This window comes from Marisediminitalea oceani (assembly GCF_003731635.1).
Lineage (GTDB): Bacteria > Pseudomonadota > Gammaproteobacteria > Enterobacterales > Alteromonadaceae > Alteromonas > Alteromonas oceani.
Genome location: NZ_RCUA01000034.1, coordinates 42,718 through 58,229 on the forward strand (window position 1 = coordinate 42,718; position 15,512 = coordinate 58,229).

The following is a 15,512-nucleotide window of genomic DNA, read 5'->3' on the forward strand; positions in this document are numbered from 1 at the left end:
GGAAGCCAGTACAATGAAGAATAAACTAACCAGGTTGTGCAGTAAGACTCGAAATCCCACTTTAGGAGTCATTGTTGCCATTATAGTTGCGGTATGGGTGGCAAACGCAGAAGCACATGTTTTAAGTGCAGTGTGTCAGGGAGAGACCACCTCTCAGCAAGGAGCAACAGAATGAGTGCACAAAGCGTGATTTCAAGTGACGATGTGATTGCCGCACAGCAGGGCGATGAGTCCGCATTCAACCGGCTGGTGGCGGCCAGTCGTAATACCATAGCCAGCATCGCGCTGGCGATAACCCGCGATCTTGATGCCAGTGAGGAAATTACCCAGCAGGTGTTTATCAGTTGCTGGCAAAAGCTGCACACGCTTAAAAATGCGGCCAGCTTTTTACCCTGGGTACGTCAGTCGGCGCGCTATGCGGCCTATAACTACCTGCGCGATAATCGTCTGGCAGACCGTGTGGGCGGTGAGGAGGCTGATGCCTTATTCGCCGCCTATTGTGATGACGAATTGCCGCCAGAGACCCGCCTGAGCCGCGAACAAACAGGATTGCTCCTTAAGCAAGTGGTGGATGAACTGCCTGAAGAAAGCCGGGAAATGGTGTTGCTGTATTATCGGGAAGATCAGTCTGCCAGTCAGGTTGCAGAGTTACTTTCTGTTTCGCCGGAGCTGGTTCGCCAGCGCCTAAGCCGGGCGCGCAAAGCATTAAAAGCCAGTTTGCTGGAACGCTATGGCCAGCTTATTTTAACCACTGCACCCACGTTAACTATTACTTCCATATTACTGGCCGGAGTCAGTGTCAGCGCGCCTGCCCAGGCTTCTGGTGGCACGGTATTAGCGAAATCAGGCGGTGCTGGTGTGCTGAAAATTCTGCTAAGCGGCGCATTCTTTGCTGCTTTACTGGGTGCTTTGAGTGTGTTCTGGAGTACCCGGCTACCGCTTAAGAATATGACCATGGAAAGTCAGAAAGTACGCCTTAAACAGCTGCGCAAAATCACCATCATCTGGGTACTGGCCACTGGCGTATTGCTGGCTGCTGCTTATGAGTTAACTACCGGTTGGGTAATGCCAGTACTGGCTTATACTTTATTTGCCGGAGGGTTAAGCGTACAGGTTAAGAAAATGCAGCGGGTGATAATGTATGACCTGTTCGATAGTAAAACCTTATCGGCTGATTCAGAGCGCCAGGCCTTCTGGCAACGGTGTTGGGGTAACATTGGCCTGTACGGCGCGCTGCTGGTTGGTTTTGCCAGTATGATTATCGGGCTGATAGGCAGCGGCCGATTGTAATGAAAAAAGGCCGGCAGCAGCCGACGTGGCGGTGCAAGCAGGCATTTACGGGTGATCGTATCCTGAGTCCTGATTAAACAGCACATAGCGATTGTGCTGATGGGGAAGTACCTGAGAGCGGTATTGATTGGCTACCATCAGGTTTTGGCCGGTATAATTGACGTCCTTATTTAAAAGCAAAGTCCATTTTTAACCGACTGACGTCAAGGTCAAAATAACGCTTTATGGAAGGCTGCTTAACCACTACCGGATGCTCAAGCTGACAACTGATTAGGTGTTACGCCGGATGAAATTTACCTTCAGGAGCAGCAGGATTGTAATGAGTTTCAGGATCAGTCGTCGATTTTGTCTTTGTATTCGCACAAATCTTCAATAATGCACGAACCACAGCGAGGCTTTCTGGCCAGGCAGGTATACCGGCCATGCAGGATCAGCCAATGGTGAACGTCAACCTTAAACTCTTTCGGTACGACTTTAAGGAGCTTCTCTTCGACCTTATCGACATTTTTGCCCATGGCAAACTTGGTGCGATTGGAAACGCGGTAAATGTGGGTGTCTACCGCGATAGTGGGCCAGCCAAAGGCGGTGTTAAGCACCACATTAGCGGTCTTTCTGCCTACGCCGGGCAGCGCTTCCAGGGCTTCGCGACTTTCTGGTACTTCACTGTTATGTTGTTCAATCAGGATTTGGCAAAGCTTATGGACGTTTTGCGCCTTCGAATTAAACAGGCCAATGGTTTTAATGTACTCTTTTAAACCGTCAACGCCCAGTGCATAAATGGCCTCAGGCGTATTGGCTACCGGAAACAACTTATCGGTCGCTTTATTGACACTTACATCGGTGGCCTGAGCAGATAAGGTTACCGCAACCAGCAGCTCAAAAGGGCTGGAAAAATTGAGCTCAGTGGTCGGGTGCGGATTGGCATCACGAAGACGGGTTAAAATTTCCAGTCGTTTGGCTTTATTCATTACATCTAACTCTCTGCAGTTACCCGCGCGCGGACAACTGTTTTGGTTTCACTGGCAGCGGCTTTCTCTGCCATTTTTTTATCGATAACGTTTTTCACTGCAATCAACAGGCCCATGCCCAGAAATGCGCCGGGCGGCAAAATGGCCAGTAAAAAGGGATGCTCAGTGGTGAAAACAGTGACTTTCCAGCTCTCGGCACCTGCCCCAAACAGGCGTTCTGCACCGTTTAACAAGGTGCCGTTACCCAGCAGTTCCCTTAGCCCGCCGAGCACCACCAGAATAAACGTGAAGCCTAACCCCATCATCAGGCCATCAAATGCCGAAACCGGTAAAGGATTCTTTGATGCAAAGGCTTCGGCGCGACCGATAATGGCGCAGTTTGTCACAATAAGAGGGATAAATATCCCCAGAGCCAGGTAAAGCTCGTAGGTGAAGGCATTCATCAACAGCTGAATAATCGTCACGAAGGCGGCGATGATCATGACAAATACCGGAATACGAATCGCCGGGGTAACCCAGTGGCGAATGATCGACACGGTTGCATTTGAGCCAATCAGAACCAGTGCCGTAGCCAGACCCAGGCCAAGGCCGTTAATAACGCTTGATGTAACCGCCAGCAGCGGGCAGAGCCCGAGAAGCTGTACCAGTGCAGGATTGTTTTTCCATAATCCATCAATAGTGAGCTGCTTAAACATATTAATGCTGTCCTCCGGTCGGCGCTGAGGCCTGACAGTTGCTCGGCGTGTTGAACAGCTGATGTTGGTTAGCCTCAACATAAGCCAGTGTGCGCGCTACACTGCCAACCACGGCTCTGGGAGTAATGGTGGCGCCGGTAAACTGGTCAAACTGACCACCGTCTTTTTTTACCTGCCAGCGCTTGGCCTGGTCTTCATCGTATGATTTACCATTAAATGACAGCATCCAGTCACTGACGCTCATTTCAATTTTATCGCCAAGCCCTGGGGTTTCCTGATGTGATAATACTCTTACGCCTAGTACTTCACCGTTTATAGCAACGCCGGCTATCAGGTCAATATCGCCGCTGTAGCCATCGGGGGCGGTAAATTCTACCGCCAAGGCTACGTCGTTACCGCCTTGGCGTGCTCGGTAAACGGATTTGGGCTCATCACCCAGAGCGCTGGCGTCAATAGTAATACAGTCCACGTAAAGCTGATTATCATACAGTGCTGGCGGAACCACCTCATTGAGGGTTGCCAGCTTCTTTTTAGCCCGCTGTTCATCAATACGCTGTTTGGTGCCGTCGAAGGTAATGGCAATCAGTCCAGTGGTAACCAGGGCAAAACCGGTAAGAATAAGGCCGTTTTTGGTAATGCTGTTTAGCGGCATCAGGGCTCTCCTTCCGTTTGCTTAACCGGGCGCTGCTGGCCGTAAACCTTGGGCTGCGTGTAATAATCGATAAGCGGTACCGCCATGTTCATGATCACTACGCTAAATGCGATAGCATCGGGATAGCCACCAAAGGTGCGAATAATAACCGTCCAAAAGCCGATAGCAGCGCCAAAAATAAGCCGGCCGCGAGGCGTAGTGGATGCTGAAACCGGGTCGGTGGCAATGAAAAAGGCGCCAAACAATACTGCCCCGTTAACACAGTGAAACAATGCCGAGCCATAAACATCACCATTAATCATCGATAAAAAAGTGGCGGTGACGGCAACGCCTGCGATAAGCGAAGCGGGGATATGCCAACTGATGATCCGCTGTTGAATTAACACCAGACCACCCAGCAAATAGGCCAGCGCCACCGCGCTCCAACCCAGACTGGCTGACGACCATAAGCTGTCAGTAAATTGCTGGTGATTAATGGCCTCGGAATAAGTGTAACCCTGGCTCACCTGGGTTTTGACATAGTCCAGCGGCGTTGCCATGGTGACGCCGTCAATACCGGCTCTGAGCTGGTTAATATCATATCCGCTTTGACTGAACCCGGTAAAAATAACGCTAACAACATCGCCGAAGGTAACGGCGTGAGCGGCCAGTTCGCCGGGAGGCAACCAACTGCTCATCGCGGCCGGGAAAGAGATCAGCAGCATCACATAAGCTGCCATGGCAGGATTAAACAGGTTAAAGCCAAGACCGCCATACAGTTGCTTGACTACTGCAATGGCAAAGAACGTCCCGATAACAGTCATCCACCATGGTAACAGTGGCGGCAAACTAACCGCTAAGAGCAGGGCGGTTACCACGGCACTGTAATCCTGTAGCGCCTGACCAATCTGACGTTTTCGTAAGGCCACAATCGCACTTTCTGAAACCAGTGCGGTAGCCAGGGCAATAAGCATCTGTACCAGCACGCCCCAGCCAAAAAAGTACAGCTGGGCTATCACACCGGGCACCATGGCGTAGATGACCAGTCGCATAACCTGATCGGTACGGCGTCGCACATGCTGGTGAGGAGAGCTCGATAGTACTAACTTCATGATTATTCGTTATCCTCTGAACCGCTTTGCTCGGCTTCTCGCTGTGCTTTCTTAGCTTTGGCGCGGGCAATCGCAGCGGCGATTTTTGCCTTGCGCTGGGCTTGGGGTGAGTCTTCTTCCTGCGCAGGCTCTGCCGGTTCATGTTCGGTTGCCTGAGGCTCGCTCTCAGCTTGCTCAGCCGCTTGTTTTTTAGCTTTAGCTTTGGCGACAGCGGCGGCGATTTTAGCCTTGCGCTGGGCTTCCAGCGAGTCTTCTTCCTGCGCGGGCTCTGCCGGTGCATGTTCGGTTGCCTGAGGCTCGCTCTCGGCTTGCTCAGCCGCTTGCTTTTTAGCTTTTGCTTTGGCGACCGCAGCGGCGATTTTAGCTTTACGCTGGGCTTCCGGCGAGTCATCTTCCTGTGCGGGCTCTTGCGGTTCCAGTTCAGTTGCCTGAGGCTCGCTCTCAGCTTGCTCAGCCGCTTGTTTTTTAGCTTTTGCTTTGGCCACCGCAGCGGCGATTTTAGCTTTACGCTGATCTTCCCGGCTATCACTGTCATTGTCTGTTTCGGCCGAGCTTTCTGTTGGCGCGCCTGCTGCTTCTTTCTTCGCTTTTGCTCTGGCAACCGCTGCGGCTATTTTGGCTTTTCGTGCGTCTTTAGCGCTTTCTGCAGGTGCCGAGTCAGTTGCGTTTGCAGTGTCGTCCGGTTCTGTTTGCTGAGCGGCTTTTTTGGCTTTCGCTCTGGCCACGGCAGCTGCTACTTTTGCCTTGCGGTCGTCTTCAGCACTGCCTTGTGAATCAGCTACGGGAGCTTCGGCTTGCTGGGCTTTTTTAGCTTTTGCCCGGGCAATCGCAGCGGCAACCTTAGCTTTGTTGTCGTCAGGTTTAGCATCAGCACCTGCCGGATTTTCAGTTGCCTGAGCCTGTTCAGCCTTTTTAGCTTTTGCTCTGGCCAATGCTGCGGCTACTTTATCTTTAGCTCCACCGTCTTCGCCAGTGGCCGGTTGCGTGGCCTGCTTACGAGCTGCGGCAGCTTTTTTATGCTTGGCTTCACGCTCCTGCTTTTCTTTTTCAAGGCGGGCCTTGCGGGCTTCAAAACGCTGTTTGGATTTTTCTGCTTTGTCTTTATCGTCGCGCTGTATTCTGATTTGCGCCTTAGCCTTACGGTAATAGTGCACCAGCGGAATTTCACTTGGACAAACATAAGCACAGGCGCCGCACTCGATGCAGTCAAACAGGTTGTATTCTTCAGCTTTATCGAGCTCCAGTGCCTTACTGTGCCAGTACATTTGTTGTGGCAGCAGACTTACCGGGCAGGCATCAGCACAGGCACTACAGCGAATGCATGACAGCTCCCGCTGACTAAGGTTTAATTCTTTCTTAGCGGGGATCAGCAGGCAGTTGGTGATTTTCACTACCGGTACCTCAACAGAGGGCAGTGTAAAGCCCATCATCGGGCCGCCCATGATCACCGTGGGCGCTTTTTGTTTTTTAAGCTGATACTGCGCCTGGCTGAGCAGGTGCTCTATAGGAGTACCAATCAGTGCCCATACGTTTTGTGGTTTCTGCACGGCCTCACCGGTTACGGTAACCACTCGTTGTATTAATGGTTTACCGTGTAAAATGGCATCGGCGATGGCGTAGCAGGTGCCCACGTTAAACATCATCACACCAATGTCTGCCGGCAGGCCAGTACGTGGTACTTCGCGCCCGGTTAACACCTGAATAAGTTGTTTCTCGCCTCCGGCCGGATATTTTGTAGGTATTTGCACTACGCGAATAGCCGGCGTGTCGTTACACACCTGCTGCATGGCTTTGAAAGCTTCAGGTTTATTGTCCTCAATGGCGATGATCACCACTTTTGGCTCAATCAGGTGGCTCAGGATGTCTATTCCCTGGCGAATTTGCCAGGCAAACTCACGCATTAAACGGTCGTCGGCGGTGATATAGGGCTCGCATTCCACTCCGTTGATGATCAGGAACTCAACTTTTTTGCGCGCGGTGGATTTGATGTGGGTAGGAAAGCCCGCGCCGCCCATGCCGGCGATACCGGCCTCACAAATAGCGCTGATCAGCGATGATTTGGTCTGTTGCTGGTAATCAGCGATAGGTTTGAGCTCTGTCCAGGTGTCATTGCCATCCGCCTCGACAACCACACAAAGCTCTGGCAGACCACTGGGATGAGCCGTGGTGCGTTCTTCAATTGCCGTGACCAACCCTGAAGTTGGCGCATGTACCGGCACTGAAAAAGGATGCGGGCTGCTGGTTAGCGTTTGCCCTTTTAACACTTTATCGCCAACCGACACCAGACAAGCGCCAGCGGTGCCAATATGCTGTTTTACCGGAATAACCAGCTGTTTGGGGAGTGGCAAGGTGTTGATTGCTGTTTGATTGGACAGGTGTTTACGCCCGTCCGGGTGCACACCTCCGGGGAAGGTCCAGAACTTTTGCTGGTCGATGCGCTCGACTATCTGCTCAAAATCATACGGCATATCAGGAAATCACTTTAACCGGAATGTCGCCACGGGGTGTTTGATTAAAATCCCACTGCCAGGAGGCGGTAGTGGGGTCCACCGTGACCATATCTATACAATCTACCGGGCAGGGCTCCACGCAGAGATCGCAGCCTGTGCATGCATCGGTAATGACCGTGTGCATTTGTTTTGCTGCGCCAACGATGGCATCTACCGGGCAAGCCTGAATACACTTGGTACAGCCGATACATTCGTCTTCCCGGATGTAGGCAACTTTAGGCGCGGCATCTTCACCGTGCGCGGCATCCAGCGGTTTAGCTTCCACGCCCATCAGCTCAGCCAGCTCTTTAATGGTGGATTCGCCGCCCGGTGGGCACTTGTTGATGTCATCGCCGTTGGCGATGGCCTCTGCATAGGGACGACAGCCCGGGTAGCCACACTGACCACACTGGGTCTGCGGAAGAATAGCATCAACCTGGTCAACCAACGGGTCGCCTTCCACTTTAAAGCGTACCGCTGCATAGCCCAGAGCCAGCCCGAATGCCAGCGCCAGTAGCCCCAGCGCAATTAATGAAGATAGTAACATTACAACTTAACCAGTCCGCTAAAGCCCATAAAGGCCAGTGACATTAATCCGGCCGTGATCATAGCGATAGAAGCGCCTTTAAATGGCGTAGGCACGTCGGCTGCGGCCAGCCTTTCGCGCATAGCGGCGAACAATATCATGGCCAGTGAAAACCCCACCGCGGCGCCGAAACCATAAACAATACTTTCTACCAGATTATGCTGTTCGGTGAGATTGAGCAGAGCCACCCCAAGTACTGCACAATTGGTGGTAATCAGGGGCAGGAAAATGCCCAGTAACCGGTACAGCGTCGGGCTGGTTTTGTGAACGACCATTTCAGTAAACTGGACCACTACGGCAATGACCAGAATAAAGCTTAGTGTGCGTAAGAAACTAATACCCAATGGCAGTAGCAGGTAGGTTTCAACCAGGTAGCTGCACACCGATGCCAGCGTTAGCACGAAGGTGGTGGCCATTGACATACCTATGGCGGTTTCGAGCTTACTGGACACACCCATAAACGGGCAGAGTCCGAGAAACTTCACCAGAACAAAGTTATTTACCAGGACTGTACTGATCAGTAACAGTAGAAATTCGGTCATCAGGTTTTGCTTACGCCGTTATTCAGAATTTTGCCATCAGGGCCTGTTTGACTAAGTTGCCGGACAGGCCATAAATATTAGCTCCGTATTATCTAATATTTTGCTCACAATTAACAATGTTGTTCGACTTAGTTTTTGCTAGCTAACAGATTGATTGACGATGTATTACACCGATTGCGCTTTTGTATGCGGAACCGGCGGGGGAAGATCAGTTACTGGCTGGCGGTAGTGATTTATCACTGGTAAGAAAATTGAACAGAAGTTCAGTGACCGCATTCAGTTGTGCGCGCAGGCGTTTGGGGTAAAGTTGATTTAATTTGTCCAGACGATCAGCCTGGGTATGCCAGATATAACCCCAGCGTTGTTCCTGGTCGGGATTACAGGCGGTTTTTTCACTGCGGTCGAGGCAATCCCACAGTAATGGATGCAGAGTCTGTGAGTAGCCGTCGTAGCCATCACGACCATTAATAGAAAAATTAGTGGCTTCGATATAACCGACAGGAATACCAGCACAGGCAAAAGGCGCATGATCTGACCATTCACCTGTCTCACCTTCCGGGAAACCAGGAAAAGCAGGATGTAAGCTAAACGGCAAGGCGTTGGCGCTGGCAACGCTCAGTAGTGAATCGCGCACCGACGCAGACGAATTATATCTATCGTCTTTATCGCAACGTTTATAGGTTTTCTTAGTGGGGCTGTGAACATACAAGTGATCGCCACCTGCAATAGTATCCAGGTTAATCATTGCAGTGGGGAAGGGCGCTCCGGTTAAGAAACGGCTATCGGCTTGCAGCGCGGCAGTGAAAGCTTGTGAACCAAACAACCCCACTTCTTCGGCACCAAACAGCACCAGGGTTACGGAGTCATTGAGTTCCATGGTGCTGAGCTGTTGGCCCAGAGCCAGCAGCAACGCCACCGCGATACCGTTGTCTGTTACGCCCTGCGAACCTTCATCTTCTCCCGTAGAGTCGGCGTGGGCACCAATTACGAGATGCCCCTCTGACTTACCTGGGTAGGTAATCCAAACATTAGCACTGTGCTTTTCGTTGCTCTTTACAGTAAAGGTTACCGGCTGACTGTTAACGGCAAGTCCTGTGCTCTGGCTCCAGTACCGGTTGGTAAAGTCATGCAGCAACTGGCGCTCATTAGAACTGCCTGCAGGGCGGGCGCCATTTTCACTGACGATTTCCTGGAGAATCTGCCAGCTTTGCGTAGAAACCTGTGCTGATGGTGACAGGGTGGATGCGGTGTGCGCCAGGCTGATACTGCTAAACAGCAGTTGAGTAACGAGCAAAAGGTGAATCAGAAAAAAAGTGCGGGTCATAATCCGTTTGCAATCCGAATTGAAAAGACAGGTATAACAGATCTAACGCTGGTGTGCATCGAGATTAAGAGTGTCTGGAAAGTGCTAGGATGTTGCTTAAATAAATCTGGAGCCAGTAAGTTGGCTCCCCCTCCCCGACTCGAACGGGGGACCTGCGGATTAACAGTCCGTCGCTCTAACCAACTGAGCTAAGGGGGAACACTACGTCTTGCTACTTACTATTGAAACTTGGCTCCCCCTCCCCGACTCGAACGGGGGACCTGCGGATTAACAGTCCGTCGCTCTAACCAACTGAGCTAAGGGGGACCTGTGTTTCAACGGAGGCGAATATTAATGACGTAAGATTCTTGTGTCAACAAACTTCGTGAAAATTTTCTTTCGTTTGGACAAAAAATGTCATGTGACGGTGTTTCAGCTTAAAAAACAACCGAAACGCATGTTTTTTCGACTTTACTCAGGCTTATCAAGGCTAATTCATTGAATATTATTAGGTTAATGTGAGCTGTGGAAGAAGCAGAGTCGTCTGGTGGTACTTTAGTAATTTAAATAAATAAACCTATAACTAAAAGCTATTAAAAAACTGTTGAATACTGTTCGTATATACAGATTTTCATAAATATGTAACCATTGAGGTATTCTCACGAGGTTAGTCGTTACTTACAAAAATTGCTGCCGATTAGCGCCTAAGCCGCGCCAATACTGGCTCTTAATTAGTTATCCACCAAATCTGTGGATAACTATGTTGATAGAATTGTCGGATGACTAATTGCACTGCGGGCAAGTCAATTTATTGTCACATATATGTCACATTACGGCGATTTAAAAACAATATAAAACAATTACTTATATTTAATCTATTGGATAATAGACGAATGCATGTCATTTTTTTTATTGGGGGGATAGACATGATTTTTCTTGTGTGTTAAACGCTGAAGTAATGCGTGCGGTAACGCCCTGTTAACAATAAATTCACCTGATACACAATTTTGCGCGCTGTTCAAAAGTTATTCGGTTTTTAGCATGAAGGACAGGATTTGCTTCGAAACACCCTCAAAGCGCCCAATGCCTTGTGTACAGGCTGTCATATTCGTATTTGCGTGAAATATGAACAATTAAGTTTCCGTTATTAACCGTTAAATTGATAAAAAGAGCGGAAATGTTGCCGGTTTATGTTCTAGCGTTTTTATTTGATAAATCCCTGTTGTTCACTGACGCGGTCGATTACACTTGGAAATAACATTCATTGGCTTTAAAAATCGCAAAAATAATTAACCATTCCGGGCAAGATGCAACGTAGTTATTTAAAGCTACCCCGCTGATTGCCACATTATGCCGGGCAGGCAGCCAGTAACGTCAGTCTATTAAAGTATTAAGTGAGCAGAGTGAAGCAGGATAAATCACGAGATTTAATCAATGGTGATATTGCCGAGTCGTTAAAACGCATGACCGTTCCCATGATCATTGGCATGATCATGATGATGAGCTTTGGTCTTATCGATACTTTTTTTGTCAGCCTGCTGGGCACTGAGCCACTGGCTGCAATCAGCTTTACTTTTCCGGTGACTTTTACGCTTATCAGTTTGAATATCGGCCTCGGTATCGGAACCTCAGCCGTAATCGCCCGCCTGGCCGGACAGGGCAAGCAGGATGGAGCCCGGGAGACTGGCTCAGGGGCACTGATGCTGTCTTTTATTATGGTGGGCATTCTTGCGGTGTGCGGTGGCCTGAGTATTGATTTTGTGTTTCAGTTACTGGGCGCCCAGCAACATTTAATGCCGCATATCCATGACTACATGGAAATCTGGTATTTTGCTTCAGTATTTTTAGCTCTGCCGATGGTAGGCAACAGCGTGTTGCGCGCTCGCGGAGACACCAAAACCCCGAGTATTATTATGGCCACAGGTGGTGGTATCAATGCGCTGCTGGATCCTTTGTTTATTTTTGGCTTTGGGCCGGTGCCTGCCATGGGGATTGGTGGTGCCGCGCTGGCTACGCTTATTTCCTGGATTGTATGTTCTGTGTGGATCCTGTATTTACTGGCCAGGCAACGTAATTATATTCTACCCCGTCTGTTAACTGTAAAAGAACTGGCTGAACGTAGTCGTTCTATTCTACATATCGCACTACCAGCTGCCGGCGCAAATATGTTAACGCCCATTGCCGGCGCGATTCTGACCCGTGTTGTTGCAGGGTATGGCGAAGAAGCTGTTGCAGCATGGGGAGTAGGAAGCCGACTGGAGTCATTCACTACCATTTTAGTGCTGGCGCTATCGATGTCGTTACCTCCGTTTATCAGTCAGAACATGGGCGCCAATCGCTTTGAACGGGTTAAAGACGCCTATTGGTTGGTAGTAAAATTCGTGCTGGCGTGGCAATTGTTCATCAGTGTGGTGTTATGGTTGTGTTCTGGCCTGCTGGCATCGCTGTTTGCCAAAGAGCAGCAGGTGGCCGAATTGATCCAGATGTTTCTGATCATTGTACCTTTAGGGTATGGTTTACAGGGAATCGTTATCCTCACTAATTCCTCGCTAAACGCGATTCATTTACCTATGTCGGCGCTGGTACTTAGTGTGATCCGTCTGTTTGTCTTTTTTGTGCCGATCACCATTACCATGGGCATATTTTATGACTTGCAAGGTATCTTTAGCGGCGCGGTAATCGCGAATTTGCTGATGGCCATGGTATCAGTTTACTGGTTCCGGCGGTCTCTGCGGGTAGTCTCAGCACAAACACACGAATAAAGGTTTTTAATATGGCAGATAAAGGCTTTGAGCTTGTTTCCAAATATCAGCCTGCGGGTGACCAGCCCACGGCGATTGAAGCGCTGGTGGATGGACTGGAAAGCGGTCTTGCTCATCAGACGCTGTTGGGGGTAACCGGTTCAGGTAAGACCTTCACCATGGCAAATATTATTAACCAGGTTCAGCGACCAACATTGCTGCTGGCGCATAATAAAACTCTGGCGGCGCAGTTATACGGCGAGATGAAGGAATTCTTCCCGCATAATGCCGTAGAGTATTTCGTGTCTTACTATGACTATTATCAGCCAGAAGCTTACGTACCGAGCACCGATACCTTTATTGAGAAAGATGCCTCGATAAACGACCACATTGAACAAATGCGATTGTCGGCGACTAAAGCGCTTATGGAACGTCGTGATGTAGTGATTGTGGCCAGTGTCTCGGCCATCTACGGTTTGGGCGATCCGGAATCCTACATGAAAATGCTGCTGCATTTGCGCACCGGCGATACCATCAACCAGCGGGATATTTTAAGACGTCTGGCCGAGTTGCAATATAAGCGTAATGATTTGGCTTTTGAACGGGGCACGTTCAGGGTGCGCGGCGATGTGATTGATATCTTTCCGGCAGACTCTGAGAAACAGGCGGTGAGGGTAGAACTGTTTGATGAAGAAATTGATCGCATCAGTCTGTTTGATCCGCTCACCGGCTCAGTTGAGAAAAACGTGGTGCGGGCGACCGTATTCCCGAAAACGCACTATGTTACACCGCGGGAAAAAATTCTCAGCGCGGTGGACCGTATTAAAGATGAGCTCGCCGACCGTAAAAAGCAACTGCTGGAAGTCAATAAACTGCTGGAAGAGCAGCGCATTTCACAGCGCACTCAGTTCGACATCGAAATGATGCTGGAACTGGGCTATTGCTCCGGGATCGAGAACTATTCACGCTACCTCTCTGGCCGGGCGCCTGGCGAGCCACCACCAACATTGCTGGATTACTTTCCGGCTGATGGTCTGATGTTTATCGACGAATCCCATGTTACGGTGTCGCAGATCGGCGCAATGTACAAAGGCGACCGCTCGCGCAAGGAAACCCTGGTGGAATACGGGTTCCGGTTGCCGTCGGCACTGGATAACCGGCCGCTCAAGTTTGATGAATTCGAGCATATCTCACCACAAACCATTTATGTGTCAGCCACGCCAGGTAACTATGAACTGGAAAAATCCGACGGCGAGGTGGTTGAGCAGGTAGTGCGGCCCACCGGCTTACTGGATCCGGTGATCGAAGTACGCCCGGTGGCCACTCAGGTAGACGATGTGCTGTCTGAAATTCAACTGCGGGTAGCGGTGGATGAACGGGTACTCATTACCACACTGACAAAACGTATGGCCGAGGATTTAAGTGATTATCTTAATGAGCATGGCGTAAAAGTGCGTTATCTGCACTCGGATATCGATACGGTGGAGCGGATTGAGATCATCCGCGATTTGCGCCTGGGCAAGTTTGATGTGCTGGTAGGTATTAACCTGCTTAGGGAAGGTCTGGATATGCCTGAGGTGTCGCTGGTAGCGATTCTCGACGCCGACAAGGAAGGCTTCCTGCGCGCTGAAAAATCCCTCATTCAAACCATGGGTCGTGCGGCGCGTCATGTTAATGGGAAAGCCATTTTGTATGCCGATACTATTACCGGTTCTATGCGCAAGGCCATCGATGAAACCGAGCGTCGCCGCGCCAAACAGGTTGAACATAATACGGCGAACAACATTACGCCTCAGCGATTGCATAAACCTATTACTGACATAATGGATCTGGGTGACTCTGTAGCGCCAGGCTCTGGCCAGGTGAAGCTGCGTAAAGTGGCTGAGTCCAGGAAGGCCGCTAAAGCCGCTTCAGCAACTGAGCTGATGGCGCAGGTGAGCGAACTGGAAAAGCAGATGTTCGAATATGCCAAAGAGCTGGAGTTTGAAAAAGCAGCGTCGTTACGGGATGAAATTGAGCAACTAAGAAAACAGGTGGTAGCTCTCTCTTAGTGGCTTGAAATGTTGCCGGTATGGCCCGGCAGGCCGTTATTTTAGTGCTTTCCCTGTCGAACGCGAAAAATATGATTGTAAATATTGTGTACTGTGCCTATTATGGCTTGAGTATTGATAACCATACCTATTTTGGGTGCAATCATGTTAAACCGATTACAAGAATCTGATATCAAATTACTGCGGGTGTTTTATGCAGTAGCCAGTTGTAATGGCTTCACGGCAGCTGAGCCGGTATTAAGAATGCAGCGTCCCAATATCAGTGCCGCCATCAAAAAACTTGAGGAACGGCTGGATCTCGTTCTTTGTCATCGCGGTCGCGGTGGTTTTCAGATGACCAAAGAAGGCGAAGTGGTTTTTCAGGAAACCAAGCGTATCTTTAATGCCTTCGATAACTTTGTTTTTAATTTAAAATCACTGCACGACGACTATTCTGGCCACATTACCCTGGTATTGATGGCTGGCCTGCCGCTGTCTATGCATCTGGCGGTAAGCCGGGCAGTGAAAAGCACCATGAAAAAGTTTGATGATATTCACGTGAATATCCAAACTCGTTTGTATAACGAAGTGGAGCACGTGGCGCTGTCGGGTGAATGTCACCTGGTGATCTCAACCTACGACATGGTGAAACCGGAATCGGTGACTTTCCACCCCATTGGAACGTCTTGCCAGGGCCGCTTGTACTGCGCGCCTTCTCATCCGTTGGCCAAATACCGGGATGTGGATGCCTTACCTGAAAACGTCAGAATTGAAGATTACCCGGCCATTGGCATTTCCGGCTTATCTTCGGCCAATTATATCGATGGCGATCGTCGCCTGGCTATCCAGACATTCTCTGATTCATTTGATGCCGCGATGTCGGCCATGATGACAGGTGAGTATGTGGCGCTGCTGCCTGACTACATGGCAAAAGAGCAGGGCGTTGCGTTAGGACTGGTGCCTATTGCTAACGGTAATCTGTTTGAATTCAGCCATGAGCTGTTTGTAATGAACGGCAAGAATACCCGCTTAAACCCGGTATTGCGCCACTGCATTAAAGAGCTCAGCTACTTTATTACCGAAAGCCAGAAGTAAGGTTACGCGGTTAAAAATAAAGCGCCTGAA

The 15,512-nt window shown here is 49.9% G+C and carries 13 protein-coding genes and 2 tRNA genes; 4 read left to right on the plus strand and 11 right to left on the minus strand.

Annotation, left to right across the window (positions count from 1 at the left end; genetic code table 11):
- Nucleotides 1-171: 171 nt before the first annotated feature.
- Nucleotides 172-1,290: an RNA polymerase sigma factor gene (locus D9T21_RS11690; protein ID WP_164464660.1), complete on the plus strand. Its 1,119-nt coding sequence runs from the start codon at nt 172-174 to the stop codon at nt 1,288-1,290.
- A 45-nt stretch (nt 1,291-1,335) separates the two neighbouring features.
- Here the strand turns inward: D9T21_RS11690 and D9T21_RS23125 are convergent, their stop codons facing one another.
- The 11 genes from D9T21_RS23125 to D9T21_RS11740 form a co-directional block, all read right to left on the minus strand.
- Nucleotides 1,336-1,470, minus strand: coding sequence for a hypothetical protein (locus D9T21_RS23125; protein ID WP_277423857.1), 135 nt, complete (start codon nt 1,468-1,470; stop codon nt 1,336-1,338).
- Between the two features lie 152 nt (nt 1,471-1,622).
- Entirely contained in the window at nt 1,623-2,258 is a 636-nt protein-coding gene (gene nth, locus D9T21_RS11695) for an endonuclease III (protein ID WP_123325111.1), read from the minus strand.
- Between the two features lie 5 nt (nt 2,259-2,263).
- Nucleotides 2,264-2,959, minus strand: a complete 696-nt coding sequence (locus D9T21_RS11700; RefSeq protein WP_123325178.1) for an electron transport complex subunit E — start codon at nt 2,957-2,959, stop codon at nt 2,264-2,266.
- Entirely contained in the window at nt 2,955-3,605 is a 651-nt protein-coding gene (gene rsxG / locus D9T21_RS11705) for an electron transport complex subunit RsxG (RefSeq protein ID WP_123325112.1), read from the minus strand. The genes D9T21_RS11700 and rsxG overlap by 5 nt, the downstream gene beginning before the upstream one ends.
- A complete protein-coding gene (gene rsxD, locus D9T21_RS11710; protein WP_123325113.1) occupies nt 3,605-4,696 on the minus strand; it encodes an electron transport complex subunit RsxD in 1,092 nt (363 codons plus the stop codon). Before rsxD ends, rsxG begins: the two co-directional genes overlap by 1 nt.
- Nucleotides 4,697-4,698: 2 nt before the next feature.
- On the minus strand, nt 4,699-7,164 hold the full coding sequence (gene rsxC / locus D9T21_RS11715; protein WP_123325114.1) for an electron transport complex subunit RsxC: 2,466 nt from the start codon (nt 7,162-7,164) through the stop codon (nt 4,699-4,701).
- A gap of 1 nt (nt 7,165) precedes the next feature.
- A complete protein-coding gene (gene rsxB / locus D9T21_RS11720) occupies nt 7,166-7,732 on the minus strand; it encodes an electron transport complex subunit RsxB (protein WP_105936743.1) in 567 nt (188 codons plus the stop codon).
- Nucleotides 7,732-8,313 (minus strand): electron transport complex subunit RsxA, encoded by a 582-nt coding sequence (gene rsxA, locus D9T21_RS11725; RefSeq protein WP_123325115.1) that lies wholly within the window; start codon nt 8,311-8,313, stop codon nt 7,732-7,734. The genes rsxB and rsxA overlap by 1 nt, the downstream gene beginning before the upstream one ends.
- A gap of 208 nt (nt 8,314-8,521) precedes the next feature.
- Nucleotides 8,522-9,637: a M28 family metallopeptidase gene (locus D9T21_RS11730; protein WP_123325116.1), complete on the minus strand. Its 1,116-nt coding sequence runs from the start codon at nt 9,635-9,637 to the stop codon at nt 8,522-8,524.
- A 121-nt stretch (nt 9,638-9,758) separates the two neighbouring features.
- Nucleotides 9,759-9,835, minus strand: a tRNA-Asn gene (locus D9T21_RS11735).
- 31 nt (nt 9,836-9,866) lie between these two features.
- A tRNA-Asn gene (locus D9T21_RS11740) sits at nt 9,867-9,943 on the minus strand.
- Nucleotides 9,944-11,079: 1,136 nt separating this feature from the next.
- On the opposite strand from D9T21_RS11740, the gene D9T21_RS11745 reads away from it, so the two are divergent.
- From D9T21_RS11745 to D9T21_RS11755, 3 genes are all read left to right on the plus strand, one after another.
- Nucleotides 11,080-12,378 carry an MATE family efflux transporter gene (locus tag D9T21_RS11745; RefSeq protein ID WP_123325180.1) on the plus strand — a complete coding sequence of 433 codons (1,299 nt, stop codon included), beginning with the start codon at nt 11,080-11,082 and terminating at the stop codon, nt 12,376-12,378.
- An 11-nt stretch (nt 12,379-12,389) separates the two neighbouring features.
- Nucleotides 12,390-14,408, plus strand: coding sequence for an excinuclease ABC subunit UvrB (uvrB, locus tag D9T21_RS11750; protein WP_123325117.1), 2,019 nt, complete (start codon nt 12,390-12,392; stop codon nt 14,406-14,408).
- A 144-nt stretch (nt 14,409-14,552) separates the two neighbouring features.
- On the plus strand, nt 14,553-15,482 hold the full coding sequence (locus tag D9T21_RS11755) for a LysR family transcriptional regulator (RefSeq protein WP_123325118.1): 930 nt from the start codon (nt 14,553-14,555) through the stop codon (nt 15,480-15,482).
- The last annotated feature ends 30 nt before the right edge of the window (nt 15,483-15,512 follow it).

Bases quoted from the DNA above. Each gene is read 5' to 3' on its own strand.
- D9T21_RS11690 (WP_164464660.1), top strand. From the start codon at position 172: ATGAGTGCACAAAGCGTGATTTCAAGTGACGATGTGATTGCCGCACAG.
- nth (WP_123325111.1), bottom strand. From the start codon at position 2,258: ATGAATAAAGCCAAACGACTGGAAATTTTAACCCGTCTTCGTGATGCC.
- rsxG (WP_123325112.1), bottom strand. From the start codon at position 3,605: ATGCCGCTAAACAGCATTACCAAAAACGGCCTTATTCTTACCGGTTTT.
- rsxD (WP_123325113.1), bottom strand. From the start codon at position 4,696: ATGAAGTTAGTACTATCGAGCTCTCCTCACCAGCATGTGCGACGCCGT.
- rsxC (WP_123325114.1), bottom strand. From the start codon at position 7,164: ATGCCGTATGATTTTGAGCAGATAGTCGAGCGCATCGACCAGCAAAAG.
- rsxB (WP_105936743.1), bottom strand. From the start codon at position 7,732: ATGTTACTATCTTCATTAATTGCGCTGGGGCTACTGGCGCTGGCATTC.
- rsxA (WP_123325115.1), bottom strand. From the start codon at position 8,313: ATGACCGAATTTCTACTGTTACTGATCAGTACAGTCCTGGTAAATAAC.
- D9T21_RS11730 (WP_123325116.1), bottom strand. From the start codon at position 9,637: ATGACCCGCACTTTTTTTCTGATTCACCTTTTGCTCGTTACTCAACTG.
- D9T21_RS11745 (WP_123325180.1), top strand. From the start codon at position 11,080: ATGACCGTTCCCATGATCATTGGCATGATCATGATGATGAGCTTTGGT.
- uvrB (WP_123325117.1), top strand. From the start codon at position 12,390: ATGGCAGATAAAGGCTTTGAGCTTGTTTCCAAATATCAGCCTGCGGGT.
- D9T21_RS11755 (WP_123325118.1), top strand. From the start codon at position 14,553: ATGTTAAACCGATTACAAGAATCTGATATCAAATTACTGCGGGTGTTT.